This is a genomic window from Streptomyces fradiae (genome assembly GCF_041270065.1).
Taxonomy (GTDB): Bacteria; Actinomycetota; Actinomycetes; order Streptomycetales; family Streptomycetaceae; genus Streptomyces.
The window spans coordinates 2,298,745-2,320,442 of sequence record NZ_CP065958.1 but is presented as its reverse complement, the minus strand read 5'-3'; the positions used below and the strand labels follow the sequence as shown (position 1 = coordinate 2,320,442).

General features: G+C 72.7%; 24 protein-coding genes and 1 tRNA gene. 7 read left to right on the top strand and 18 right to left on the bottom strand.

Annotated features, from left to right (window positions below; all coding sequences use genetic code 11):
- Window positions 1-5 precede the first annotated feature (5 nt).
- A complete protein-coding gene (locus tag JAO84_RS10445) occupies window positions 6-1,331 on the bottom strand; it encodes a hypothetical protein (RefSeq protein WP_370416709.1) in 1,326 nt (441 codons plus the stop codon).
- A 177-nt stretch (window positions 1,332-1,508) separates the two neighbouring features.
- On the opposite strand from JAO84_RS10445, the gene JAO84_RS10440 reads away from it, so the two are divergent.
- From JAO84_RS10440 to JAO84_RS10430, 3 genes are all read left to right on the top strand, one after another.
- Window positions 1,509-1,583: transfer RNA gene (locus JAO84_RS10440), tRNA-Val, on the top strand.
- 917 nt (window positions 1,584-2,500) lie between these two features.
- Window positions 2,501-2,908, top strand: a complete 408-nt coding sequence (locus tag JAO84_RS10435) for a hypothetical protein (protein WP_370412475.1) — start codon at window positions 2,501-2,503, stop codon at window positions 2,906-2,908.
- Window positions 2,909-3,001: 93 nt separating this feature from the next.
- Window positions 3,002-3,292 (top strand): hypothetical protein, encoded by a 291-nt coding sequence (locus tag JAO84_RS10430; protein WP_370412473.1) that lies wholly within the window; start codon window positions 3,002-3,004, stop codon window positions 3,290-3,292.
- A gap of 183 nt (window positions 3,293-3,475) precedes the next feature.
- Here the strand turns inward: JAO84_RS10430 and JAO84_RS10425 are convergent, their stop codons facing one another.
- Window positions 3,476-4,204: a DUF4253 domain-containing protein gene (locus JAO84_RS10425; protein WP_370412471.1), complete on the bottom strand. Its 729-nt coding sequence runs from the start codon at window positions 4,202-4,204 to the stop codon at window positions 3,476-3,478.
- Between the two features lie 119 nt (window positions 4,205-4,323).
- Between JAO84_RS10425 and JAO84_RS10420 the strand changes: the two genes are divergently transcribed.
- Window positions 4,324-4,797 (top strand): DUF4231 domain-containing protein, encoded by a 474-nt coding sequence (locus tag JAO84_RS10420; RefSeq protein WP_370412469.1) that lies wholly within the window; start codon window positions 4,324-4,326, stop codon window positions 4,795-4,797.
- Here the strand turns inward: JAO84_RS10420 and JAO84_RS10415 are convergent.
- Window positions 4,794-5,558 (bottom strand): GntR family transcriptional regulator, encoded by a 765-nt coding sequence (locus tag JAO84_RS10415; RefSeq protein ID WP_370412467.1) that lies wholly within the window; start codon window positions 5,556-5,558, stop codon window positions 4,794-4,796. The genes JAO84_RS10420 and JAO84_RS10415 overlap by 4 nt on opposite strands.
- A 228-nt stretch (window positions 5,559-5,786) precedes the next feature.
- Between JAO84_RS10415 and JAO84_RS10410 the strand changes: the two genes are divergently transcribed.
- Together JAO84_RS10410 and JAO84_RS10405 are read left to right on the top strand one after the other, a co-directional pair.
- Window positions 5,787-6,008, top strand: a complete 222-nt coding sequence (locus JAO84_RS10410) for a hypothetical protein (RefSeq protein ID WP_370412465.1) — start codon at window positions 5,787-5,789, stop codon at window positions 6,006-6,008.
- 48 nt (window positions 6,009-6,056) lie between these two features.
- Entirely contained in the window at window positions 6,057-6,338 is a 282-nt protein-coding gene (locus JAO84_RS10405) for a DUF2277 domain-containing protein (RefSeq protein WP_370412463.1), read from the top strand.
- Here the strand turns inward: JAO84_RS10405 and JAO84_RS10400 are convergent.
- From JAO84_RS10400 to JAO84_RS10355, 10 genes are all read right to left on the bottom strand, one after another.
- Window positions 6,298-6,984, bottom strand: a complete 687-nt coding sequence (locus tag JAO84_RS10400) for a DedA family protein (RefSeq protein ID WP_370412461.1) — start codon at window positions 6,982-6,984, stop codon at window positions 6,298-6,300. The two genes, JAO84_RS10405 and JAO84_RS10400, sit on opposite strands and share 41 nt — an antisense overlap.
- Window positions 6,985-7,099: 115 nt before the next feature.
- Entirely contained in the window at window positions 7,100-7,564 is a 465-nt protein-coding gene (locus JAO84_RS10395; RefSeq protein WP_265862055.1) for a DoxX family protein, read from the bottom strand.
- A gap of 209 nt (window positions 7,565-7,773) precedes the next feature.
- A complete protein-coding gene (locus JAO84_RS10390) occupies window positions 7,774-8,424 on the bottom strand; it encodes an HNH endonuclease family protein (protein ID WP_370412459.1) in 651 nt (216 codons plus the stop codon).
- A 324-nt stretch (window positions 8,425-8,748) separates the two neighbouring features.
- Window positions 8,749-9,420, bottom strand: a complete 672-nt coding sequence (locus JAO84_RS10385) for an HAD-IA family hydrolase (protein ID WP_370412457.1) — start codon at window positions 9,418-9,420, stop codon at window positions 8,749-8,751.
- A gap of 147 nt (window positions 9,421-9,567) precedes the next feature.
- On the bottom strand, window positions 9,568-10,605 hold the full coding sequence (locus JAO84_RS10380) for a peptidoglycan-binding protein (RefSeq protein WP_370412455.1): 1,038 nt from the start codon (window positions 10,603-10,605) through the stop codon (window positions 9,568-9,570).
- Between the two features lie 249 nt (window positions 10,606-10,854).
- Entirely contained in the window at window positions 10,855-11,340 is a 486-nt protein-coding gene (locus tag JAO84_RS10375; protein WP_370412453.1) for a GNAT family N-acetyltransferase, read from the bottom strand.
- 60 nt (window positions 11,341-11,400) lie between these two features.
- The gene (locus JAO84_RS10370; protein ID WP_370412451.1) at window positions 11,401-11,724 is read right to left on the bottom strand and encodes an antibiotic biosynthesis monooxygenase; all 324 of its coding nucleotides are present in this window, start codon (window positions 11,722-11,724) and stop codon (window positions 11,401-11,403) included.
- An 87-nt stretch (window positions 11,725-11,811) separates the two neighbouring features.
- Window positions 11,812-12,495 (bottom strand): O-methyltransferase, encoded by a 684-nt coding sequence (locus JAO84_RS10365; RefSeq protein ID WP_370412449.1) that lies wholly within the window; start codon window positions 12,493-12,495, stop codon window positions 11,812-11,814.
- Complete coding sequence (locus tag JAO84_RS10360; RefSeq protein WP_370412447.1) at window positions 12,492-13,640, bottom strand: DUF2330 domain-containing protein; 1,149 nt, start codon at window positions 13,638-13,640, stop codon at window positions 12,492-12,494. The genes JAO84_RS10365 and JAO84_RS10360 overlap by 4 nt, the downstream gene beginning before the upstream one ends.
- Before the next feature lie 64 nt (window positions 13,641-13,704).
- Complete coding sequence (locus JAO84_RS10355) at window positions 13,705-14,958, bottom strand: cytochrome P450 (RefSeq protein WP_370412445.1); 1,254 nt, start codon at window positions 14,956-14,958, stop codon at window positions 13,705-13,707.
- A gap of 231 nt (window positions 14,959-15,189) precedes the next feature.
- On the opposite strand from JAO84_RS10355, the gene JAO84_RS10350 reads away from it, so the two are divergent.
- Window positions 15,190-16,359, top strand: coding sequence for a steroid 3-ketoacyl-CoA thiolase (locus JAO84_RS10350; protein ID WP_370412443.1), 1,170 nt, complete (start codon window positions 15,190-15,192; stop codon window positions 16,357-16,359).
- 111 nt (window positions 16,360-16,470) lie between these two features.
- Here the strand turns inward: JAO84_RS10350 and JAO84_RS10345 are convergent, their stop codons facing one another.
- The 5 genes from JAO84_RS10345 to JAO84_RS10325 form a co-directional block, all read right to left on the bottom strand.
- On the bottom strand, window positions 16,471-16,872 hold the full coding sequence (locus JAO84_RS10345; RefSeq protein WP_265862045.1) for a transglycosylase SLT domain-containing protein: 402 nt from the start codon (window positions 16,870-16,872) through the stop codon (window positions 16,471-16,473).
- Between the two features lie 335 nt (window positions 16,873-17,207).
- On the bottom strand, window positions 17,208-18,086 hold the full coding sequence (locus JAO84_RS10340) for an ECF transporter S component (protein ID WP_370412441.1): 879 nt from the start codon (window positions 18,084-18,086) through the stop codon (window positions 17,208-17,210).
- A complete protein-coding gene (locus JAO84_RS10335) occupies window positions 18,083-19,843 on the bottom strand; it encodes an ABC transporter ATP-binding protein (protein WP_370412439.1) in 1,761 nt (586 codons plus the stop codon). The genes JAO84_RS10340 and JAO84_RS10335 overlap by 4 nt, the downstream gene beginning before the upstream one ends.
- Complete coding sequence (locus tag JAO84_RS10330) at window positions 19,840-20,976, bottom strand: energy-coupling factor transporter transmembrane component T (protein WP_370412437.1); 1,137 nt, start codon at window positions 20,974-20,976, stop codon at window positions 19,840-19,842. The genes JAO84_RS10335 and JAO84_RS10330 overlap by 4 nt, the downstream gene beginning before the upstream one ends.
- Window positions 20,973-21,695 carry an SCO2322 family protein gene (locus JAO84_RS10325; protein ID WP_370412435.1) on the bottom strand — a complete coding sequence of 241 codons (723 nt, stop codon included), beginning with the start codon at window positions 21,693-21,695 and terminating at the stop codon, window positions 20,973-20,975. Before JAO84_RS10325 ends, JAO84_RS10330 begins: the two co-directional genes overlap by 4 nt.
- Window positions 21,696-21,698 lie beyond the last annotated feature (3 nt).

Genomic DNA, 21,698 nt, shown 5'->3' with positions numbered 1-21,698 from the left:
GCCGCTCACGGCTTGCCGCGCTCCTCACGAATGCGTTCGACGACCTGGGCGGCCGTCTCGCGGATCGCCTCCAGCTCGGTGAGGAAGGCCCAGTAGTCGGGGTGCCGCTCGCTGTCGAGCCCGGCCACCGCCCGGTCGATCCGGCCCACGGCCTCGTCGAGCGGGCGGGCGTGCCGGGGCTCGGGGGTGCTGCGCCCGGCCATCGCGAGCCGCTGGGCGTCCCGTACGGCGAAGCGGGCGCGCTCGATCTCGGCCTGCGGGTCCTTGGCGACGGCGTTCAGCCGGCGCAGCCGGTCGCCGGCCGCGGACACGCCCTCGTCGGCCGTGTTGAGCAGGGCGCGGGCGGTGGAGAGCAGCGAGGTGGCGTCCGGCCAGCGCTGCTCGGCGCGGGCCTTCGACGCCTCGGCCAGCCGCTCCTCGGCCTGGTGGGAGGCGGTCGCGGCCTGCTCCGGCACATGCTGGAGGTCCTGCCAGCAGGCGGCGGCGAACCGGCGCCGCAGCTCGGACAGGACCGGCTCGACCCCGGCGGCGCGGGTGGCGAGCGCCTGCGCGCGGGTGCGCAGCGACACGAGCCGCTTGTCGATCTCGGCGGCCCGCTCCGGCACCCGCTCGGCCTCGGCCCGCACGGCCTCCGCCTCGCGCAGCACGGTGTCGGCGCGCTGCAGGGTCTCGGTGACGCCGTGCCGCCCGGCCCCCTCGTTGAGCCGGGTGAGCTCGGGCCCGAGCCGGGCCAGCCGGGTGGCGAGGTCGTCGGCCCGGAACCCGGCCTCCCGCACCGCGTCGAGAGCGGTGCTCGCGTTACGGAGCGCCTGCCGCGCCCGCTCGACGGCGGGCGCGAGCCGGGCCAGCTGCGTCTCGGCCCGGTCGAGCAGCGGCGCCAGCCCCTGCTCGAACCGGTCGAGCTCCTCCTTGGTCCGTACGAGCTCGGCCTTGGCCCGCTCCAGCTCGCTCCGGGCCCGCCCGGCGGTCGCCGCGTCCAGCTCGACCCGGTCGAGGTCATGGGCGTCGACGGCGGTGATGTACGTATGGCTGACCTCGTCGATCCGCCGCCCGAGCGCCGCGAAGCCCTCCACGACGCGGCGCGCGTCCGCCGAGTCGTCCACGGCACTGATCGTCTCGATGGAGATCCGCAGCCCGCGCTGCGCGGTGTCCAGCTCGTAGAACGCGGCCGCCGCGGCATCCTTCGCCGCCTGCGCCTCGGCCCGCCGGCTCTCGTCCCGCCCCCCGAACCACCGCCGCCCCCCGCTGCCCCCGCCCCCGGCGAAGGCCTGCGGCAGCAGCGCCCCGACGAGCAACGGCAACGCGAGCGACACCCGGAGCAGCCCCCCGATCCCGGACGCCGCCCCACCCCTGCCCTCGCTCGCCCTCACGTCGCCTCTCCCCGTGCCGTCTCGCCGCGTGCCCGATCGCTCCAATCCTCCCACCCCGGCCAGACCCCCACACGCCCCCCACCCTCATCCGTTTGCGATCCTCACCGGTCCGCCATGTACGCTGTTGCTTCACTCCACGGGTGCGTAGCTCAGGGGTAGAGCGCTGCTCTTACAAAGCAGATGTCGGCGGTTCGAAACCGTCCGCGCCCACCACTAGGCAGTACGACGAAGGCCCAGGTCACCGGTACTGAACCGGGATCCTGGGCCTTGTTCGTTCCCCGGCCGGGGAGGCGGGGGAGGGTTGTCGTGCCAGTTACGTGCCAGATGCGTCGCCGGGCTCTGTCGGCTCATGTCCCTGCGCTTGCTGGGGTTCGCGCACGCGGCCGAGTAGGCGTCGGGCGCGTGGCCTATTCGTGGACGTGGCCTCGATATCTGACTCACACCTGACCTCTGACCTGGCAGAACATCTGAGGCGCACGCGCCCTCCGGAGTCGTGTGCGCGAAGCCCCGAACGTTGGCCCGAGGCTTCGTGTCGTTGTGGTGCGTGGCTGTTAGCCGAAGGCGCCTGTCGGCCGGTGCGAGCCCACGTTGCTGTCTCCGCGGTCGGAGGTGCCCGGCGGCGGGAGGCGGTGGGTGCGGCTGTGGCTACTCGGAGTGCGTCTCGTAGGGCGCCGGTGAGGTCCGTTGCCAGGAGGCGGAGTTCTTCCGGGTCCGACGACTCGTCGATGAGTACTTCTTGGGCGTGCTTCAGGAGCTTGGTGGCGATGTCGAGTTGGGCGGATTCGGTGTGGTCGGCCAGGCGGGACAAGGGGCCGCCGGTGGTGTCGGTCGCTACGCGGGTGCTCGCCAGAACGGCGAGGGTCGGGCTGATGCGGAGGGTTGCCGCTTCCAGCGGGGGCGGGAGGCGGGCGTAGAGCCTTTCTTCGATCGCCAGGGGCGTCGCCCCGGTTGTGGGCCAGGTCGACTCGGCGTGTACGTGCAGGCCTGATGCCCGAGGCTCGGCGCGAGTACGACGACGCTACGGGTTTCACAACTGGTATCAACGCCGGTGGACGCCCTTCCTGAGCTGCAGCCGCACCATGGAGCCCCACGTCAGCCGGGTTGTCAGTGCTGCGGCGTAGTTTCTCGCCATGGCGAAGAGACCCCCTGAGAACTGGCGTGCCTGGATGGCGGAGGTGGCCCGAGACGCCGAGGCCAGGAACTTGGAACACGAGTGCGCCGTGGCGGCGGAGATGTACCCCGAATCCTTGCTGAGGGCGACGGACGCAGCTCTGGAGGCGTTCGAGGCGGAGGTATGTGCGCTCGTCGGGCCTTCCGATGAAGAGGTCTTCGGGGTTGTTGAGAGGGTTGTTCTGGCACTCAACGCCGTCGACGGGGACGACAGCCACGGTGGCGCCGGCTACTGCACCGAAGAGCGGGAGCAGCTGTGCGAATACATCGATCTCACCTTGGGCGAGCACGGTGTGGACGTGGCTGCTCTGGCGGAGAGGAGAGGCATGAACCGCGCCGAGATCACTGATGCATGGCGCGACTGGTGACCGTGGCTTCCTGTTACTTCCCGCAGCGTTCTACGTACGAGGACAAGTGTCCTGGTCCCTTGACCCGGTTCGTGCAGCGGCATCATGAGTTCCATGACTTCCGGAACCGGCTCAGCGCCGATCGAGAGCACTCGCGTCACGTCCGCCCTTGAGGGCACGGGGCTCCGCTTCTCCTGGGACGCCGATGCCCGGATCGAGGTGCGGAACCTCGGGACCGAGATCGTCATCGAGGCGAACGCCGCGGGTCTCAGGACGCTTGCAGGGCATCTTCTGGTGCTGGCCGGCGAAGGAGTTCCGGATGGAGCCCATCTGCACCTCGAAGACAGCAACGGGCTGGAAGGCGGGTCCGTCGGCCTGGTCCTGGAACGCAGCGACGAAGAGTGACCAGGTTCCTCGCGGGAGTCGCGGGAGCTGACATCTAAAACTGAGTGACGAGTGACCAGCTGCTGATCGGACGCACGGTGGACGAACGTACAAGGCAGGTGTCGGCGCCAGGGCGGTTCGAAATCGTCCGCGCCCACCATGCCGACGAAGGCCCCCGCCGATTTCGGCGGGGGCCTTCGTCGGCTAGTCCCACCAGAAGTACCAGGTGTTCGCCAGGAGCTGGCTCGAGACCAGGGCCTCGATTGAGTCGACGCCCTGGTCGACGATGTCGGGGCAGTAGGCGTAGTGCTCCAGGGCGGTTCTGGCGAGGGCCTCCGGGGTTGTGGGGCGGTGGCGGACGAGGAGTTCGAGGACGGAGGACTCGAGGGTGACGAGCTCCGCGCCGTGGCGCTCGTGGTATTCGCGCAGGACCATCGCGTGGTCGGTGCCGGCCAGGTCGTAGTTGCAGGCGCCGAGCCAGTTGAGGAGGGCCGGGACGGTGTGGCCGGCGGGGGCGTGGACCAGGCAGAGGGCGGTGCGTTCCTGGCGCAGGGCGGAGAGGTGGAGGCCGCCGACCTGGGTGACGTCCACCTCCGCGGCCACGTGGGCGGCAAGCTGTCGTACCGCCTCGTCCGTCACTCCCTGGGAGAGGATGTCCGGCTGTGTCGGTTCGGTCGGGGCCGGTGCGTAGTCCTCCCGCAGGCCCACCAGCACGCTCCCCAGGTGTTCGGGTTCTCCGGCGAGTACCGGCCACCAGCCGGTCCGGTCGTGCAGTGCCCTGAGCTCGCTCCAGAGGCGGAACGCGTCGACGCCGGCCACCTCGCCCGCGTACACCGGTGTGCCGTCCGTCGCCGTTGCGACCGGGCGGAGTTCGGGCAGGGCGACGGCCTGTTCGGCGCAGAGGAGCCGCAGTTCGGGGATGGTGAGCGTCATGAGGCCACCGTAGGCGCGGGGTGTGACAGTGGCGCTTGACGTGTACGGGGCGGGGTCGGTGTACTCGCGGTATGGATGACATGGGGGATGGGCCCGAAGTGCAGGTGGTGGGTGGGGAGATGACGCCGCAGGGGTATGTGGACGAGCGGCTCGGGCAGTATCAGGAGTGGTACGACCGCAAGGCGACGAAGATGAAGGCGATGCATCTGCGGATGCGGACCGTGTCCGTCGTCGGGGGTGCGCTCGTGCCTGTCCTTGTGAATCTGGATCTGGGGTTCGCGCGGGTGACGGCGACCGTGCTCAGTCTGATCGTGGTGGCGTCGGTGGCGTTGGAGAGCGTGTACCGGTATCGGGAGCAGTGGAAGAACTACCGGTCCACCGAGCAGCTGCTCGGGCACGAGCGGGTCTACTTCGCCGCGCGCGTCGGGCCGTACCACGGGCAGTCCGAGCGGGACGCCTTCACGACGCTCGTCGCGCGCGTGGAGAAGGCCATCGCCAGCGAGAACTCCGCCACGCTCAACGTCATGACGCTCGGCGGGCAGGTCAACTCCGAGCTGCAGCAGTACGGGCTCCCCGCCCAGAAGGGGGTCTAGGCGCGGAAGTCGTACTCCAGGACGTACGACGCCGAGTCGAGGGTCATCTCGTTGAGCTCGACCGGGACTCCCTTCTCCGTCAGCGCCGTTCGGCCGATCAGGATGACCGGGGTGCCGAACTCCAGGGCGAGGCGGGTGGATTCCTCGGCCGTCGGCATGCGGCAGCGGATCTCCTCGCGGAAGTGGACGGGGCCGTGGCCCAGTTCGGCGAGGCGGGCGTAGGTGCCGCCGGGGCCCGTCTCGGGTTCGGCGATCGCGGTGCCCTCGGCGAGGGCGGCCGGCAGGTACGAGACGGAGAGCAGCACCGGGCGCTCGTCGAGCACGAAGCGGCGGCTGCGCACGCACACCGGCGCGTCCGGGGAGTCCAGGCCGAGCACCCGGGCCACCCGCGCGCCCGCCGGGGCGGCCGGGGTCACCTCCAGCTGGTCGATCACCAGGGCGCGGTCCTCGAGGTCCGCCGACCACACCGAGCGGCCGCTGCCCCAGTGGTCGTGCGCCAGCCGCGGGATGCCCCGGCGGCGCAGCGGGCGGAAAGCGCGGACGAAGACGCCGGCGCCCTTGCGGGCCTCCGCCAGGCCCTCGTTGCGCAGGACGGACAGGGCCTGGCGGGCGGTCATCCGGGCCACGTCGTAGGTGGACATCAGATCGTTCTCGCCGGGGAGCCGGTCGCCGGGCGCGAAGGTGCCCGACTGGATCGCGGTTCTCAACTCGTCGGCGATCCGCTGGTACTTGGGCCGACGACCGCTGTCCGGGTCAGTCATGCGTGGACCACTCCCTTCCGTCTGCGGGACACCCTACGGCGAGCCTCCGCGGGGCGGTGAGCAGCGGTGGGGCGCCCCGCGCGGGCGATCCATCCTTCGGGGGACATCTCTAGAGATGCGTTGACACAGCGCGACGCCGGGGCTTCGCTGGGTGTATCCATCTGATCGTCGACAGACGGATGCGACGGATGCGACGGATGAGATGGATGCGACGGACGGGAGGGACGTGTGAAGTCAGAGCCCGAGGTCGGTGACCTCGTACGGGACACGGCCACCGGGCGGGTCGGCTTCTACGTCGGCGCCGTCGCCGGCCGCTTCCTCATCCGGCCCGTCCACGGCGGCCCCGAATGGGAGGCCGAGCCCGCCGACGTCCAGCCCGCGACCCCGATGCGGGAGCTGCGCGCCCGGGCCGCCGAGATCAACGCCCGGAGCCGGCGCGGTCTGAGCTGACGACTGGCGAGCAGCCGCGTTGTCAGTGGGGCGCGTCACACTGGAGGCATGTGCCGCAGCATCAAGACTCTCCGCCCGCCCGCCCTGCCCCACGAGGCCACCGAGGAGGACATCCGCGCCGCCGCGCTGCAGTTCGTCCGCAAGGTCTCCGGCTTCCGCGCGCCCGCCGCGCACAACCGCGAGGTCTTCGACCGCGCCGTGGACCAGGTCGCCGAGGCCACCGCCCACCTCTTGGCCGACCTGCACGTCCGTGGGGGCCACTCGCACCCCCACGAGCACCCGGACCAGGTCAGCCCGCAGGTGCCGGAGCCGCAGCCGGACGCCGTATGACATAGGCCGCGAGCGAGCCCGCCAGGAACAGCGCGAGCACCGGGACGCAGGCGCCCAGCCAGGTCGCGCCCAGCCAGCGGCCGCTGAGCCAGCCCATCCCGACGCCGTACGTCGCCCAGATCACCGCAGCGAGCGCCGACCACGGCAGGAAGTCACGCAGCCGCCGGCCCGTCGCGCCCGCGCCGAGGGAGACCACCGAGCGGCCGGCCGGGGCGAACCGGGCGAGCACGACGAGCAGTCCGCCGCCGCGCTCCAGCGTCTCGCCGAGACGTTCCTGCGCCGCGCTCAGGCGGCGCGAGCGGGCCACCGCGCGGCCCAGCCGGGTGCCGCCGCCGCGCCGGGCCAGGCGGTACGCGGCGAGGTCGCCCAGCACCGAGGCCGAGGCGGCGCAGAGCAGCAGCGGGAGCAGGGCGGGGGCGTACGGGACGCCGGCGGCCGGGCTCGCGGCGCCCAGCGCACCGGCCGCACCGGCACCGGCCGCACCTGCCGCCGCCGAAGCGGCGGTGGCGGCCGTCACCACCAGGATCCCGCTCGGCAGCACCGGCAGGAAGACGTCGAGCAGGATCGACGTCGTCACCGCCGCGTAGATCCACGGGCCCGCGGTCAGCGACTGCAGTGACCACCCCGTGCCGTCGAGCACGTTCACGGGGTCAGAGCCTACGCGGACGGCCCCGCCCGGACGCCGACCGGGGCCGGAAACCGCCCCAGCGGTCCCCGGCCCCGACCCGTAAGCCCTGATGCGGCAGGTGTCTCAGGCGTCCTTACGCCGTCACGGTCGCGGACTTCTCCTCCGTGCGCCCCGCGTCGCTCGTGCCGCCCGCGCCGAAGAGGCCGCCGAGCGCCAGCGCGCCCGGGCCGGTGAAGACAAGCAGCAGGAAGGCCCAGCAGAACATGGCCGCGGACTCGCCGCCGTTCTGGAGCGGGAACAGCGCCTGGGACTGGTGCACGTCGAAGTACGCGTACGCCATCGAGCCCGAGGCTATGAACGCCGCGCCGCGCGTGCCCAGGCCGAGCAGCACCAGGGCGCCCGCGACGAGCTGGATGACCGCCGCGTACCAACCGGGCCACGTGCCGCCGGGGATGGTGGCGCCGCTGCCACCGGCGCCGCCGATCCAGCCGAAGAGGGAGGCGGCGCCGTGGCAGGCGAAGAGCAGGCCGAGGACGATCCGGAAGATGCCGAGGACATACGGCTGGGCCTGGTTGAGGCGGCTCGCGAGCGCGTTCATGAGGACGGAGAACTCCTTCGGTCTGGCCCGTGCCGGCGACACGGGCCGTGGGGGACGGAACCGATGAGTCCTCAGATTAGGCAGCCCTCACCAATGCTTGCAAGTTCAACAAGAACCCTGTGGAAGACGCGCGAGCTCAGCGCCGTCCGTGTACTTGGCAGCCGTTCGGTAGTCGTTCGGTGGCCATGCGGTAGCTGTTCGGTAGCCGTTCAGCAGCCGTTGAGCACCGACTGCAGGGCGCTCTTCTCGGCCGAGTCGACGCTGAGGCCGTAGTAGTACTTCACCTGCACCCACATCCGGGCGTAGGTGCAGCGGTACGCGGTGCGCGAGGGCATCCACTCCGCCGGGTCCTGGTCGCCCTTGGACTGGTTGACGTTGTCGGTGACGGCGATGAGCTGCGGGCGGGTCAGGTCGTTGGCGAAGGACTGTCGGCGGCTGGTGGTCCAGGAGTTGGCGCCCGAGCGCCAGGCCTCGGCGAGCGGGACGACGTGGTCGATGTCGAGGTCGGAGGCGAGCGTCCAGGTGGCGCCGTCGTACTCGGAGTACCAGCTGCCGCTCACGGCGGCGCAGTTGGAGTCCGTGACGACGTTCACGCCGTCGCGCTTGAGGACCACCTCGCGGGTGTTGCAGGTGCCGGACTGGGTGATCCAGTGGGGGAAGAGATCACGGCTGTAGCCGGTGGAGGAACCTTCCGCCTTCACGGTGAGGGAGGAGAGGTAGCTGCGCGCGGTGGCGGCGCTGACCGGGGTGGGCGGGGAGGCCTGGGCGGCCGGGGCGGTGGCGAGGAGGCCGGTGACGGTCAGGGCGGCGGAGGCGGCGAGGACGGCGGTTCGACGCGCGTAGATGTTGGCGGCGGACATGCGAACTCCCTTGGGGTGGGGGGACCTTGGCCGCGACCGGCCCACCCGGGGTGCGGCCCCGGGTGCCGGGCGGCCCGGTCATCGTGGCGGCGCCTGGTTTCCGTGAGGGGTGCGCCAGGTAACAGAGTGGCGACATGAACACGTCACATCAAGGGGTGTGACGTGCCCCGGCTGCACGGGAGTTCGGGAATCCGGAAGTTCGGGAATCTGGGAGTTCGGGAGGGGGTGTGGGGATACGGAAAGGGCGGCCCGTACGCGCGTGCGCGTACGGGCCGCCCTTAAGGGTTTCGGGAGTTCCGGGGACTCGGTGACTCGGGGGCGCGGTCAGGGGCGCGCGAAGCGCAGGGTGAGCGTGCCGTCCGCCGCCGGCTCGATCCGTACGCCGGTCAGGTCCGCGACATGGACGTCGGGCGCGAAGGCGGCGGCCCGCGGGCCCACGCCCACCACCCGCATGCCGGCCGCGCGGCCCGCCCGGATGCCCGCCTCGGAGTCCTCGAAGACCACGCAGTCGGCCGGCTCGAAGCCCAGCGCCGCCGCGCCCTTCAGGAAGCCCTCCGGGTCCGGCTTGCTCGCGCCGACCGACTCGGCGGTGATCCGGGTCGCCGGCATCGGCAGCCCCGCCGCGCCCATCCGGGCCTCGGACAGCGCGCGGTCGGCGGAGGTCACCAGGGCGTGCGGCAGGGTCGCGAGCGCGGCCATGAACGCGGGCGCGCCCGGCACCGGCACGACCCCGTCGAGGTCGGCGGTCTCCTCGGCCAGCATGACCCGGTTGTCCGCGTGGTTCTCCGCCATCGGGCGGTCCGGGAGCAGTACGGCCATCGTGGCGTAGCCCTGGCGCCCGTGCACCACCTTCAGGGCCTCCTCCGGGTCGAGCCCGTGCCGCTCGGCCCAGCGGCGCCAGCAGCGCTCCACCACGGCGTCGGAGTTGACGAGCGTGCCGTCCATGTCGAGCAGGAGGGCGCGGGCGGTGAGCGACGCCGGGGTGGTGGCGGTCATCGGGGATCTCCAGGAGGGGTGTCGGAGATGAGGCGTGACGGTACGAAGCGGTCCCGCCCGCCGGTCAGGGTGTGCGGGCGGGGCCACTTTGTTTCTCCACGATACAAAACGAGGCGGAGGCGCGCCAAGTCCGTCCACATCCCGGTCCTAGTTCCAGCCGTCGCCGCCGCCCGAGCCGCCGTCCCGGTCGTTCGTCGCGTTCTCCAGGGCGCGCCGGGTGGTCGGCCCGTAGACCCCCCTGGGGTCCTCCTCGATGTACATGTACGACTGGAAGACCTCGACCGCGTGCTCGACCTTCCGCCCGTACGTGCCGTCGATCCGCCCGCTGTAGAGGCCCAGCTGCCGCAGCCGCCGCTGCAGGTCCCGTACGTCATCCCCGGTGGAGCCGAGCCGCAGGGTCGTGCCGTCCGCCGACGCTGTGGCGCTCGGCCGGGCCGGTGTCGCGGACGCCGTACGGGGCGGGGCGGCGGGCGCGGTCGCCGTGGGCGTGGCGCGGGTGGCCGCGGGGGACGGCGAGCCGGTGCCCGTACGGGTCGGGCTCGGGGTCGCGGACGTGCTCGCCGACTCCGAGGGGGTGGGCGTCGGGGCCTCGGACACGGCCACGTTGTCGGAGGCGCTGGTGGTGACCTCGGGCACGCCGGCCCGGTCGTCGGTCTCGTCGCCGCCGCCGATCAGCGCGGCGGCCAGGGCGGCGGTGCCGACCACGGCGGCCGCGACCACGCCCGCGATCATTGCCGTACGGGCCCGGCCGCGCCCCCGGCCGTGTCCGTCGCGCCCCTCGGGGGCGTACGCCAGGGTGTGCGCGGGGCCCTCGTCCGGGTACCCCGGCTCGTATCCGGGCTCCGGCTCGTACCCGTAGGGGATCCCGCCCTCGTACGCGAGGTCCGGCGCCGTCCCCGGCAGCAGCAGGCGCATGGTCTCGGGCCCCCCGCCCGAACCGGCCCCCGCGCCTGCCTCCGGCAGGGGTGCCTGGGGCGCCGGGGTTGCCGGAGGCACCGCCTCCGGCGGCAGCGGCCCCGCGAGCGGTCCCGGCGCAACCGGCGGCGCAGGCGGTGCCGGCGGCGGCGCGACCGGAGGCAGCACGGCGGTCGCGTCCCCCGTCCCGTGGCCCGTCCCGTCACCGTTCCCCGGCAGCGTCACGTACGGCCGGATGCGCAGCGGGTCGAAGTCCTCGGCCGCGGCCATCGCCGCGGCCTGCGCCTGCGCTCGCTCGCAGGCGCAGCCAGGTCTGTGTACACCGCATTCAGGACAGGCGTGTCCGGACATCGTTGGGTCCCTCCCCGGTTCAACTGCGAGCGATTATGCAGCCCGACCCTGGCAGCGAGGTGAACGCGTGTGCCCAGCTGTGCCCTCTCCGCAGGCCATAACAGGCCAAACGCCCCAGTGCGGGGGGGCAGGTGAGATGGAGGAGGCGCCCGTGGCCCGGCAGTGGGGCTAGAGCTCCTTGCCGTACCAGATCTCCATGTACGGGCCGGTGCAGTACGCCGGGATCTCGGCGTAGCCGTGGCGCGTGTAGAGCGCCCGCGCCTCCACCAGGTCGAGGCGGGTGTTCAGGACCATGCGGCGGGCGCCGAGGACGCGGGCCGCGTCCTCCAGGTGGCCGAGCAGCGGCCCGGCCCCGCCCTTGCCGCGGTACGTGTGACGCAGGAAGACCCGGGTGAGCTCGGCCCGCTCCGCGTCGAGCAGCAGCACCCCGCCGCAGCCGGCCGGCTCGCCCTCGTACCGCGCCACCAGGAACTGTCCGGTGGGCGGCGCGAGCAGCTCGACCCCGTCGCCGTTCAGGCCCTCGTCGATCTCCGCCTCGGTGGCGGGGCGCCGCCAGTAGCGGCCGGCGACGTCGCCGTAGTAGTCGCGGCGCAGGGCGGTGGCGTCCGGGGTGTCGACGCGCTCGGGAGTGAAGGTCCAGGTCATGCGCGCCATTCTGGCCGCGCACGACACCGGCCCGCCTCCGGATTATCCCGGGGAAATCCGAGGTGGGGACTACTTGGGGGCGGCCTGCTGGACGACCTCGAAGGACCACAGCGTGGAGCCGGTCGCGGCGGGCTTCGGACGCTCGCCCCCGCCCTCGCCCCCGCCCTCGTGGGCGGCCTTCCGGGGGCCGTTCATCCAGGCCTGGAAGTCGTCCTCGCTGCGCCAGCGGGTGTAGACGAGGTATTCGTCCGTGCCCTCCAGCGGGCGGAGCAGCTCGAACCACTCGAAGCCGTCCGAGTTCTCCACGGCACCGGCGCGCGCGGCGAAGCGCTGCTCCAGGAGCTCGCGCTGCTCGGCGGGCACGGTCAGGACGTTGATCTTCACGATGCTCATACCGGCAGCATAGGCAGGAGCGGGCCCGTACCGGACAGGGCCGAAAGCCCTGTCCGGAGGGCCGGATCCAGCGGGCCGCTATCAGGATCAGCCGAGGACGCGGGCGAGGAGCAGCCCGTCGTAACCCTTGGTGCCGACGGTCTGGAGGGCGGTCGCGTCGAGGCGGGGCTCGTGGGCGATCAGGTCGAACATCGCGCGGGTGCCGGTGATGGCCGGGTCGTCGGGGTGTTCGTTGGCGACCTGCCCGGCCCGGACGACGTTGTCGACGACGATCAGCGTGCCGGGGCGGGAGAGCCGGAGCGCCCAGCTGACGTAGTGCGGGTTGTTGACCTTGTCGGCGTCGACGAAGACGAAGTCGAACGGGCCCGCGCCCTCCTTCTCCAGGAGCGGCAGGGTGTCCAGGGCCGCGCCGACGCGCACTTCGACGGTCTCGGCGAGGCCGGCCCGGGCGATGTTGGCGCGGGCGACCTCGGCGTGCGCGGGGGAGTACTCCAGGGTGACGAGCCGCCCGTCGGCGGGCAGCGCGCGGGCCATCCAGATGGTGCTGTAGCCGCCGAGGGTGCCGATCTCCAGGATGTTCTTCGCGCCCTGCGTGGCGACAAGGAGGTTGAGCAGCTTGCCCTGGTTGGGCGCGACGGCGATCTCGGGCAGCCCGGCGGTCCTGGAGTCGGCGAGGGCGCCGGTCAGCCCCTCGTCGCCGGGGGCGAGCAGATCGGTCAAGTAGGTGTCGACGGCGGTCCATTGAGCCTGGTCACGGTCATGGGTGGTCATGCGGCCGAACGTACACCTGACGCGCCGGGCCGCGGGCGGTCGGCGCGGCCCCGGCGCCGGGTTCGCGCCACGGCGAATCCGGCGGCGGCGAGCAGCAGGACCGTGCCGGTGACGGTGAGCAGCCAGACGGGGATGCCGCCGGCCGTCCACAGCCGGTCCTTCCAGATGATCTCGCGGTACGGCGTGTCGGCGGCGGCCCGCACGAGTTCGTGGTCGCCGCTGATGCGGGCGGGCTCGGGGAAGGACTGGTCGACGGCGGTGAGGAACACCCGGCCGGGGCCGGTGAGCTCGGCGAGCGCGCCGTCGGGCCGGTCGACGGCGCCGGCGAACAGCACCTCGGGGCGGGCGCCGCCGATGGCGTCTTTCGGCTCCATGCGGTGGTCGGAGAGCACGTACAGGCCCAGGGACTGCGGGGTGGCGGCGAGCCGGGACAGGCGCATCGGGTAGACGGGCCGGTCGTTCGGGAAGCTGATGCGGAGCGGGTCGAGGGCGCCGTACAGCGGTTCGCCGGCCTTCTCGGGGGCGAGGCGGACGGCGACGTACTCCCACTTCTGCGCCACGTACGGGCGCAGCTCGGCGGCGAGCCGGTCGGAGAGCTCGAAGCCGTTGCGGTGCAGCCAGTCGCCGAGCGCGGTCGGGTCGGTGGCGGTGAGCCGGGCCACGTCGAAGGGTCCGAGGCGTTCCCGGCCGACGACGCCGACGCCCGGTCCGGCGCCGGGCATGGCCCCGGCGGAGGCGCCGTCACCGTCGGAGGAGAAGGGCCAGTCGCGGCCGCGCGGCCAGAAGTAGTCGCGGGTGCGGCGCTCGGGCGCGGTCAGCCCGTCGAGCTGGTCGAAGAGCGCGGGGTCGCCGAGGGCGACGTCGGCGCGGTGCGGCACCGGCATGACCCAGGCGGCCTTCTCGGCGTCGCCGTGCACGGTGAAGCGCATGACGATCCGCTCGGTCCCGGTCCGCGCGTCCCAGTGCACGGCCGAGGTCTCCCGGTCGACGCCGATCCGGTCCATTCGGTTGGTGACCATGGCGCCGCAGCCGCAGGCGTAGGCCGGCGCGACGAGCGAGCCGAGCTGGAGCGCGAGCAGCGCGAGCAGCATGGTGAGAAGGCGCTTGGCGAGCAGCCGCTTGAGAAGTCGTGGTGTCCCCCGCATGACTGCTCGGACGTACGAGGGGAGCGGCTGGTTCCAGCCGCCCCTCCTCTCTCGACGACCTGGTTCAGGCCACCTTGACCTGGAGCTCCTTGATGCCGTTGAGCCAGGCCGCGCGGAGCCGGCGCGGGTCGCCGGCGAGGGTGAGGTCGGGCAGTTCGTCGGCGAGGGCGTCGAAGATCAGCTCGATCTCCTTGATGGCGAGGGACTTGCCGAGGCAGAAGTGGGGTCCGCCGCCGCCGAAGCCGAGGTGCGGGTTGGGGTCGCGGGTGATGTCGAAGGCCTCGGGGTTCTCGAAGACCTCGGGGTCGTAGTTGGCGGAGGAGTAGAAGAGGCCGACGCGGTCGCCCTTCCTGATCTTCTGGCCGCCGAGTTCGGTGTCCTGGGTGGCGGTGCGCTGGAAGGAGACGACCGGGGTGGCCCAGCGGACGATCTCCTCGGCGGCGGTGGCCGGACGCTCCGCCTTGTAGAGCTCCCACTGCTCGGGGTGGGTGAGGAAGGCGTGCATGCCGTGGCTGATCGCGTTGCGGGTGGTCTCGTTGCCGGCGACGGCGAGCAGCAGCACGAAGAAGCCGAACTCGTCGGAGGACAGGTTGCCCTGCCCCTCGGCGGCGACGAGCTGGGACACGATGTCCTTGGCGGGGCACTCCTTGCGGGCGGCGGCGAGGTTCATCGAGTAGCCGATGAGCTCCATGGCGGCCTCGGCGCCGATCTCCTCGGTGATGGCGTACTCGGGGTCGTCGTACGCGACCATCTTGTTCGACCAGTCGAAGATCCGGGCCCGGTCCTCCTGCGGTACGCCGATGAGTTCGGCGATGGCCTGCAGCGGGAGTTCGACGGCGACCCGGGTGACGAAGTCGAAGGCGCCGTCCGAACCGGGCGCCGCCGCGGCCGCCTTGGCCTCGGTGACGATGGCGCGGGCCCGGTCGCGAAGGGCGGTCTCCAGGCTGCGGATGGCGCGCGGGGTGAAGCCGCGCTGGACGATCTGGCGGACCCGGCTGTGCTCGGGCGGGTCCATGTTGAGCATGATCAGCTTCTGGACCTCGATCTGGTCGCGGTTGATGTGCTCGTTGAAGCGGATGACGGCGGTGTTCTCGTTGGAGGAGAACAACTCGGGGTGCGTGGAGACGTACTTGACGTCGGAGTGCCGGGTCACGGCCCAGTAGCCGGTGTCGGCGAAGCCGGTGACGCCGGGGGGCTGGGCGCACCACCAGACGGGAGCGGTCTGCCTGAGCCGGGCGAACTCGGGGTGCGGGACACGGCTTTGGAGCAGATCGGGGTCGGTGGCGTCGAACCCTTCGGAGAGATGGGGGCAGGGCATCGGCAACACGCTCCATATCTGATGGCCCATCAGAAGCTGCCGGGAAAGGTAGTAACGAGTTCTACAACTAGCAAGGCGCACGGCGGGAACTGTTGCGTCCCGGACCCTTGCGTACCGGCGGTAGCAGTCATAAGACTGCACTCAGAACTAGAACGCGTACTAGTTCTACGTGACGTCGACCGGCGAGGGTGCCGGGACACCCCCGCCCGGGCGAGGAGAGGACGAGCTCACATGGCCGCGGAACCCGTCATCGTCGAAGCCGTACGCACCCCCATCGGCAGGCGCGGAGGCGCACTCGCCAACCTCCATCCCGCCTACCTCCTCGGGGAGACCTACCGCGAACTCCTCGGCCGCACCGGCATCCACGCCGACTGCGTCGAGCAGATCGTCGGCGGCACCGTCACCCACGCCGGCGAGCAGTCCATGAACCCGGCCCGCACCGCCTGGCTCACCATGGGTCTCCCGTACGAGACCGCCGCTACCACCGTCGACTGCCAGTGCGGCTCCTCCCAGCAGGCCAGCCACATGGTCGCCAACATGGTCGCGGCCGGCGTCATCGACATCGGCATCAGCTGCGGCGTCGAGGCGATGTCCCGGGTCCCGCTCGGCTCCGGCTCCAAGCACGGACCCGGCAAGCCCTGGCCCGACGAGTGGAACGTCGACCTGCCCAACCAGTTCGAGGCCGCCGAGCGCATCGCCCGCCGCCGCGGACTGACCCGCGAGCGCGTCGACTCCCTCGGCCTGCTCTCCCAGGAGCGCGCCGCCACCGCCTGGGCGGAGGAGCGCTTCAAGCGGGAGACCTTCGCCGTCCAGGTCCCGACGACGGAGGAGGAGCAGGCCGCGGGGCAGGGCATGTGGCGGCTCGTCGACCGCGACGAGGGGCTGCGTGACTCCACGATGGAGGTCCTCGGCCGGCTCAAGCCGGTCATGCCGACCGCCGTCCACACCGCCGGGAACTCCTCCCAGATCTCCGACGGCGCCAGCGCGATCATGTGGGCCTCCAAGCGGATGGCCCGCGCGCTCAAGCTGCGCCCGCGCGCCCGGATCGTCGCCCAGGCCCTGGTCGGCGCCGACCCGCACTACCACCTCGACGGGCCGATCGACGCGACCCGGGCCGTGCTCGGCAAGGCCGGGATGTCGCTCAAGGACATCGACCTGGTGGAGATCAACGAGGCCTTCGCGTCGGTGGTGCTCAGCTGGGCGCAGGTCTTCGACCAGGACCTGGAGAAGGTCAACGTCAACGGGGGCGCCATCGCCCTCGGGCACCCGGTGGGCGCCACCGGGGCGCGGCTGATCGCCACGGCGCTGCACGAGCTGGAGCGTACGGACAAGGAATTCGCGCTGATCACGATGTGCGCGGGCGGGGCGCTGGCGACGGGGACGATCATCCAGCGGCTGTAGGTGCGGGGTGCTCGACGGGCCTGTTCCGGGTCCGGAAACGCCGCAGGCCCCGATTCCTCCGCTGAGGGAGGACGGGGCCTTGCTGCGTTGCGCTGGGGCTACTGGGTCGACTTAGTACCAGCCGTGGGACTGCCAGAAGGACCAGGCGCCGTTCGGGGAGCCGTAGCGCTCGTTCATGTAGTTCAGACCCCACTTGATCTGGGTGGCGGGGTTGGTCTTCCAGTCGGCACCGGCCGAGGACATCTTCGAGCCGGGCAGGGCCTGGACCAGGCCGTAGGCGCCGCTGGAGGAGTTGGTGGCGGAGGCGTTCCAGCCGGACTCGTGCTCCACGATCTTGCTGAAGGAGGCGAACTGCGACGGCGGCACGATCTGTCGGGCGATCTCCTGCGGGGTGGCGGCCGAGGCCGAACCCGTGCTGCCGAGCACCGCACCCGAGGCGCCCAGAAGGAGGGCGGCGGAGACGGCGAAGGTCTTCTTGCGGGAGGCGGCGCGAGTGGCGATCGAGCGGAACAAAGCGTCATACCTAACGTCGGGGGCAAAGGTCGCGCCGGGCGATTTCGGCATGCCGGAACCAGAGCCCGGAGAACCGGGAACTGGTGGGGAACCGGCCTGCCTGGTGTGGTCTGCCGTGATGCCCTGGGCGAGAGGCCCTGAGCACCGGCTGCCTGGCGACGTCCACTACAGAAACAAATCCGGCGGGGCGGCGCAATGACCCCCGGTACGAGGAAGGTTCGGACCCGGCGGGCGAGACCCGGGCCGGTGGACCCGGGCCGGGAAGCGGCTGAAGTGCCCTGATTGCAGGGTTCGCGCTCGCGTTTGGGGTGATTTGGGAGGCCGGTGCGGGCCTCCTATTCCACGTCGTACGTGACCTGGGTCCTATGAGGCGCCTCACCCCGGGGGCCCGTTTCGGGGCCCTCGAATGTGACCTGGGCCTCGAAGTTCGCCCGCCGCGTGGCCCGCCGCAGGGCCCGGAGGAGGGCGCCGCCGACCGTCATCGTGAGGACGACGGTGAGCAGGGCCCGGCCCAGGTCCCAGCCGAGGGACGTGGTGAGGAGGAAGGCCAGGAAGCGGACCAGGTTCGCGGAGGCCGGATCGCCCGGTACGAAGAAGATCCCGGCCTGCTGGTTCCCCGCACTGACGGTCACCCATCCGTAGAGATTCGTGACCGTGCCGTACGCGAAGGCCGCCACGAAGCCGTACGCGGCGAGCAGCACCAGCTCACGCCGCCCGCGGAGCCGGTCCGGGCCCGGCAGCAGGCCCGCGCCCATCGCGAACCAGCCCATCGCCAGCATCTGCGTCGGCATCCAGGGCCCCACCCCGCCGGTGAGCAGGGCGGACGCGAACATCGTCACCGCGCCGAGCACGAAACCGAAGCCCGGGCCGAGGACGCGTCCGCTCAGCACCATCAGGAAGAACATCGGCTCCAGACCCGCCGTCCCCGCCCCGATCGGCCGCAGCGCCGCCCCCACGGCGGCGAGCACCCCCAGCATCGCGACCGCCTTCGCGTCCATGCCGCAGTCGGCGATCGTCGCCACGACGACGCCGATGAGGAGCGGCAGCATCAGGGCGAAGAACCAGGGCGCGTCGGCGGCGTGGTCCGTGAGCGCGGAGTCACGGTCCGCGAAGAGGGGCCAGCCGATGGCGACGAGGCCGACGAAAGAGACGAGGGCGAGGGCGGTGACGGACTTGGGGCCGAGGCGGATGGGTCTGGGCCGTGCGGTGGTCATGAGCGGAGTGCCTCCTCGACCTGTTCGACCGTGAGCCACGGCTCCGGCGCGAGGATCTTCGCGACCTGCGGCGAGAAGGCGGGGGAGGAGACCACGACCTCGGCCGTCGGGCCGTCCGCGACCACCTCGCCGCCCGCGATGATCACCACCCGGTGCGCCAGCTCCGCCGCCAGCTCCACGTCATGCGTCGCCAGCACGATCGCGTGCCCCTCGGCGGCGAGCGCCCGCAGCCGGTGCAACAGGCGCGCCTTCGCCGCGTAGTCCAGCCCGCGGGTCGGTTCGTCGAGGAGGAGCAGGGGCGGGCGGGCGGTCAGCACGACGGCGAGGGCCAGGGCGAGGCGCTGGCCCTCCGACAGGTCCCGGGGGTGCGTGTCGTCCGCGACCCCCGGCAGCAGCTCCGACACCAGCTCCCGGCAGCTTCCGGGCGGCGCGCCCGCGTCGGCGTCCGCCGCCTCGCACTCCGCCGCGACGGTGTCCGCGTACAGCAGGTCCCGCGGCTCCTGCGGCACGAGCCCGACGTGGCGGATCAGCTGCCGCGGGTCGGTGGTGTGCGGGGTGAGCCCCGCGACCCGCACGGTCCCGGAGGTGGGCGTGATCGTGCCTACGAGCGTCCCGAGCAGGGTCGACTTGCCGGCGCCGTTGCGGCCCATCAGGGCGATGGTCTCGCCGGGGGCGACGGTGAGGGTGAGGTGGCGGAGGGCGTCGATGCGGGCGCGGCGGACGGCGAGACGGTCGATATGGACGAGCGGGGTGGTGGGGGCCGGGGTGGTGGGTTCGGTGCGGCGCCGCTTGAACAGGGAGATTCCCCCACCCCGCCCCTTCCCGTAACCGGGGGCTCTGCCCCCGGACCCCCGCGCCTCAAACGCCGGCGGGGCTGAATTTCCAGCCCGCACGGGGTCCGGGGCGGAGCCCCCCACGCGGCGGAGCCGCACAGGGGCGGGGTGGGGGAGAAGATGCTGGAGCTGCTCCTTCAGCGGCCCCGCCGCCCGCCGCGCGTCCCGCACCGTCAGCGGCAGCGGGGACCAGCCGGCGGCCCGGCCCAGCGCGACGACCGGCGGGTGGATGGCGGAGATCGCCATCATCTCCGCGGGCGGGCCCATCACGGACTCGGGCAGAAGAAGCACGCGGTCCGCGTACTGGACCACGCGCTCCAGGCGGTGCTCCGCCATGAGGACCGTCGTGCCCAGGTCGTGGACCAGGCGCTGGAGGACGGCGAGGACGTCCTCCGCCGCCGAGGGGTCGAGGGCAGAGGTCGGTTCGTCGAGGACGAGGACCTTGGGGTGCGGGGTGAGGACGGAGCCGATGGCGACGCGTTGCTGCTGGCCGCCGGACAACGTGGCGATGGGCCGGTCGCGGAGGTCGGCGAGGCCCAGCAGATCCAGGGTCTCCTCGACGCGCCGCCGCATCACGGACGGGGCCAGGCCCAGGGACTCCATGCCGTAGGCGAGCTCGTCCTCGACCGTGTCGGTGACGAAGTGGGCGAGCGGGTCCTGGCCCACCGTGCCCACCACGTCCGCCAGCTCGCGCGGCGGATGCGTGCGCGTGTCGCGCCCGTCGACCGTCACCCGGCCCCGCAGCGTGCCGCCGGTGAAGTGCGGGACGAGGCCGGAGACGGCCCCGAGCAGGGTGGACTTGCCGACGCCCGAGGGCCCGACGAGGAGTACCAGCTCGCCCTCGGGCACGGTCAGGTCCACGTCCTTGAGGGTGGGCGCGGACTCGCCGTCGTACGTCACCGAGACGTTCTCGAAACGGATCACGGACGCGCACTCTCCTCCGGCACCGGGGCCACGAACGCGGGCAGCAGCCCGACCAGCACAGACAGCGCCGGCCACACCGGCAGCTCGGGCGCCTCCAGCGGTACGACCCCGGGGCGCATCGCCCCGGGCACCGCCGCGCCCGTCCAGATCACCAGGGCGGCCACGGCGACGCCCGAGCCCGCGACCAGCCAGGCCCGCGCGCCCCACCGGTCCGGCCGGTAGCGGGTGCGGACGGTGCGCCGGCCGCCGAGCCTGAGGCCCGCGACCGCCGCGGCGAGGCCCGCCACAAGGAGCGGCACGCCGTAGCCCGCGCCCTGCGCGGCCAGCAGGCCGTACGAACCGGCGCACGCCCCGAGCAGCCCGCCCAGGGTGAGGACGTTGGTGGTATGCCGTACCGCCGCCGGCACCCGCGCCGTACGCCCGTACCCCCGCGCGTCCATCGACGCCGCCACCGCCACCGACCGTTCGAGCGCGCCCTCGAGCACCGGCAGGCCGATCTGGAGCAGCGCCCGCACCCCGCCGGTGGGCCGGCCGCGCAGCCGCCGGGCGGTGCGCAGCCGCACCACGTCCGCGACCAGGTTCGGTGCGAAGGTCATCGCGACGACCACGGCGACCCCCACCTCGTACAGCGCGCCCGGCAGCGACTTGAGCAGCCGCGACGGGTTGGCCAGGGCGTTCGCCGCGCCCACGCAGATCAGCAGGGTCGCCAGCTTCAGCCCGTCGTACAGCGCGAACACCAGCTGCTCGGCGGTCACCCGGCCGCCGATCCGGATGCCCTGCGCCCAGTCCGGCAGCGGCACCTCGGGCAGCGCGAACAGCTCGTACGCGCCGGGGATCGGCGAGCCGAGGAGCAGGGAGAAGAGGACCCGGATGCCGACGACCGCGAGTCCCAGCTTCACGAACGCGCCGTACGAGCGGGCCCACGGCGCGTCGGTGCGGCGCGCGGCCACCACGTAACCCGCGACGCCGATGATCAGGCCCAGCAGCAGCGGATTGGTGGTGCGGGAGGCGGCCACGGCGAGGCCGAGCGCCCAGAGCCACCAGGCACCGGGGTGCAGCGCGTTCGCCCGGTCGGCCCGCGGCGCGCGCAGCCGCGCGACGAGGCCCTGTCCCGTGGATTCCGCCGGGGTCATCCGCGCCGGCGGCGGGCCTGCACGACGCCCGCCGTGCCGAGCAGCAGCACCGCGGCCCCGCCCACGACCAGGCCCACGGACGGCCCGCCGGACTCGGACTCGGAGTCGGAGTCGGAGTCGGAGGCGGTGGTGCCGGTCCCACTGGTGGCGCGCGTCGGCTGCTCCTCCGGGAGCGCGACCTGCTCGCCGCAGCCCTGCTTCGGGTAGCCGGAGATCCCGCACAGCAGCGCGTTGGCGTCGTAGCGCAGCGGCTTGGCGACGGCCGCGAGCGCCTCGGCGGCGGTGGCGTCCTCCCGTATCTGCGGGCACGCGGTGCGCTGCGCCGGGGCCGGCGGCCGCTCACCGGCCGGGGCGTCCTCGGGGCGCCCGAAGTCGATGACGACGGCGACCCGCTTCGTACCGGCCTTCGGCTCGACGCCCGCGCAGATCCGGGTGAAGTCGGGGGCGGCGGAGGGTCGGGTCGCGTCGGAGGCGTCCCGGCTGACGGCGAAGCGGAAGCCGACCGTGTCGCCGTCGGCGGGCCGGGCGGTCGCCGGACCCTGCGTGGCGTACGTCCAGTTCGTGCCCTGGTCCTCCCAGAAGGACCAGTAGCGGTAGCCGGACCCGGCGGCGTGCGCCGGGACGGCGGCGGCCGCCGCCACGATCGCGGCGCCGACGGCCGCGGCGAGCCCGGTCCGGACCCGCCCGGTCCGGACGGCCCGCCCGCTTCCGCTGCTCACGAC

Bases quoted from the DNA above. Each gene is read 5' to 3' on its own strand.
- JAO84_RS10435 (WP_370412475.1), top strand. From the start codon at position 2,501: ATGGCGAAGAGACCCCCTGAGAACTGGCGTGCCTGGATGGCGGAGGTG.
- JAO84_RS10430 (WP_370412473.1), top strand. From the start codon at position 3,002: ATGACTTCCGGAACCGGCTCAGCGCCGATCGAGAGCACTCGCGTCACG.
- JAO84_RS10425 (WP_370412471.1), bottom strand. From the start codon at position 4,204: ATGACGCTCACCATCCCCGAACTGCGGCTCCTCTGCGCCGAACAGGCC.
- JAO84_RS10420 (WP_370412469.1), top strand. From the start codon at position 4,324: ATGACGCCGCAGGGGTATGTGGACGAGCGGCTCGGGCAGTATCAGGAG.
- JAO84_RS10415 (WP_370412467.1), bottom strand. From the start codon at position 5,558: ATGACTGACCCGGACAGCGGTCGTCGGCCCAAGTACCAGCGGATCGCC.
- JAO84_RS10405 (WP_370412463.1), top strand. From the start codon at position 6,057: ATGTGCCGCAGCATCAAGACTCTCCGCCCGCCCGCCCTGCCCCACGAG.
- JAO84_RS10395 (WP_265862055.1), bottom strand. From the start codon at position 7,564: ATGAACGCGCTCGCGAGCCGCCTCAACCAGGCCCAGCCGTATGTCCTC.
- JAO84_RS10390 (WP_370412459.1), bottom strand. From the start codon at position 8,424: ATGTCCGCCGCCAACATCTACGCGCGTCGAACCGCCGTCCTCGCCGCC.
- JAO84_RS10385 (WP_370412457.1), bottom strand. From the start codon at position 9,420: ATGACCGCCACCACCCCGGCGTCGCTCACCGCCCGCGCCCTCCTGCTC.
- JAO84_RS10380 (WP_370412455.1), bottom strand. From the start codon at position 10,605: ATGGCCGCGGCCGAGGACTTCGACCCGCTGCGCATCCGGCCGTACGTG.
- JAO84_RS10375 (WP_370412453.1), bottom strand. From the start codon at position 11,340: ATGGCGCGCATGACCTGGACCTTCACTCCCGAGCGCGTCGACACCCCG.
- JAO84_RS10370 (WP_370412451.1), bottom strand. From the start codon at position 11,724: ATGAGCATCGTGAAGATCAACGTCCTGACCGTGCCCGCCGAGCAGCGC.
- JAO84_RS10365 (WP_370412449.1), bottom strand. From the start codon at position 12,495: ATGACCACCCATGACCGTGACCAGGCTCAATGGACCGCCGTCGACACC.
- JAO84_RS10360 (WP_370412447.1), bottom strand. From the start codon at position 13,640: ATGCGGGGGACACCACGACTTCTCAAGCGGCTGCTCGCCAAGCGCCTT.
- JAO84_RS10355 (WP_370412445.1), bottom strand. From the start codon at position 14,958: ATGCCCTGCCCCCATCTCTCCGAAGGGTTCGACGCCACCGACCCCGAT.
- JAO84_RS10350 (WP_370412443.1), top strand. From the start codon at position 15,190: ATGGCCGCGGAACCCGTCATCGTCGAAGCCGTACGCACCCCCATCGGC.
- JAO84_RS10340 (WP_370412441.1), bottom strand. From the start codon at position 18,086: ATGACCACCGCACGGCCCAGACCCATCCGCCTCGGCCCCAAGTCCGTC.
- JAO84_RS10330 (WP_370412437.1), bottom strand. From the start codon at position 20,976: ATGACCCCGGCGGAATCCACGGGACAGGGCCTCGTCGCGCGGCTGCGC.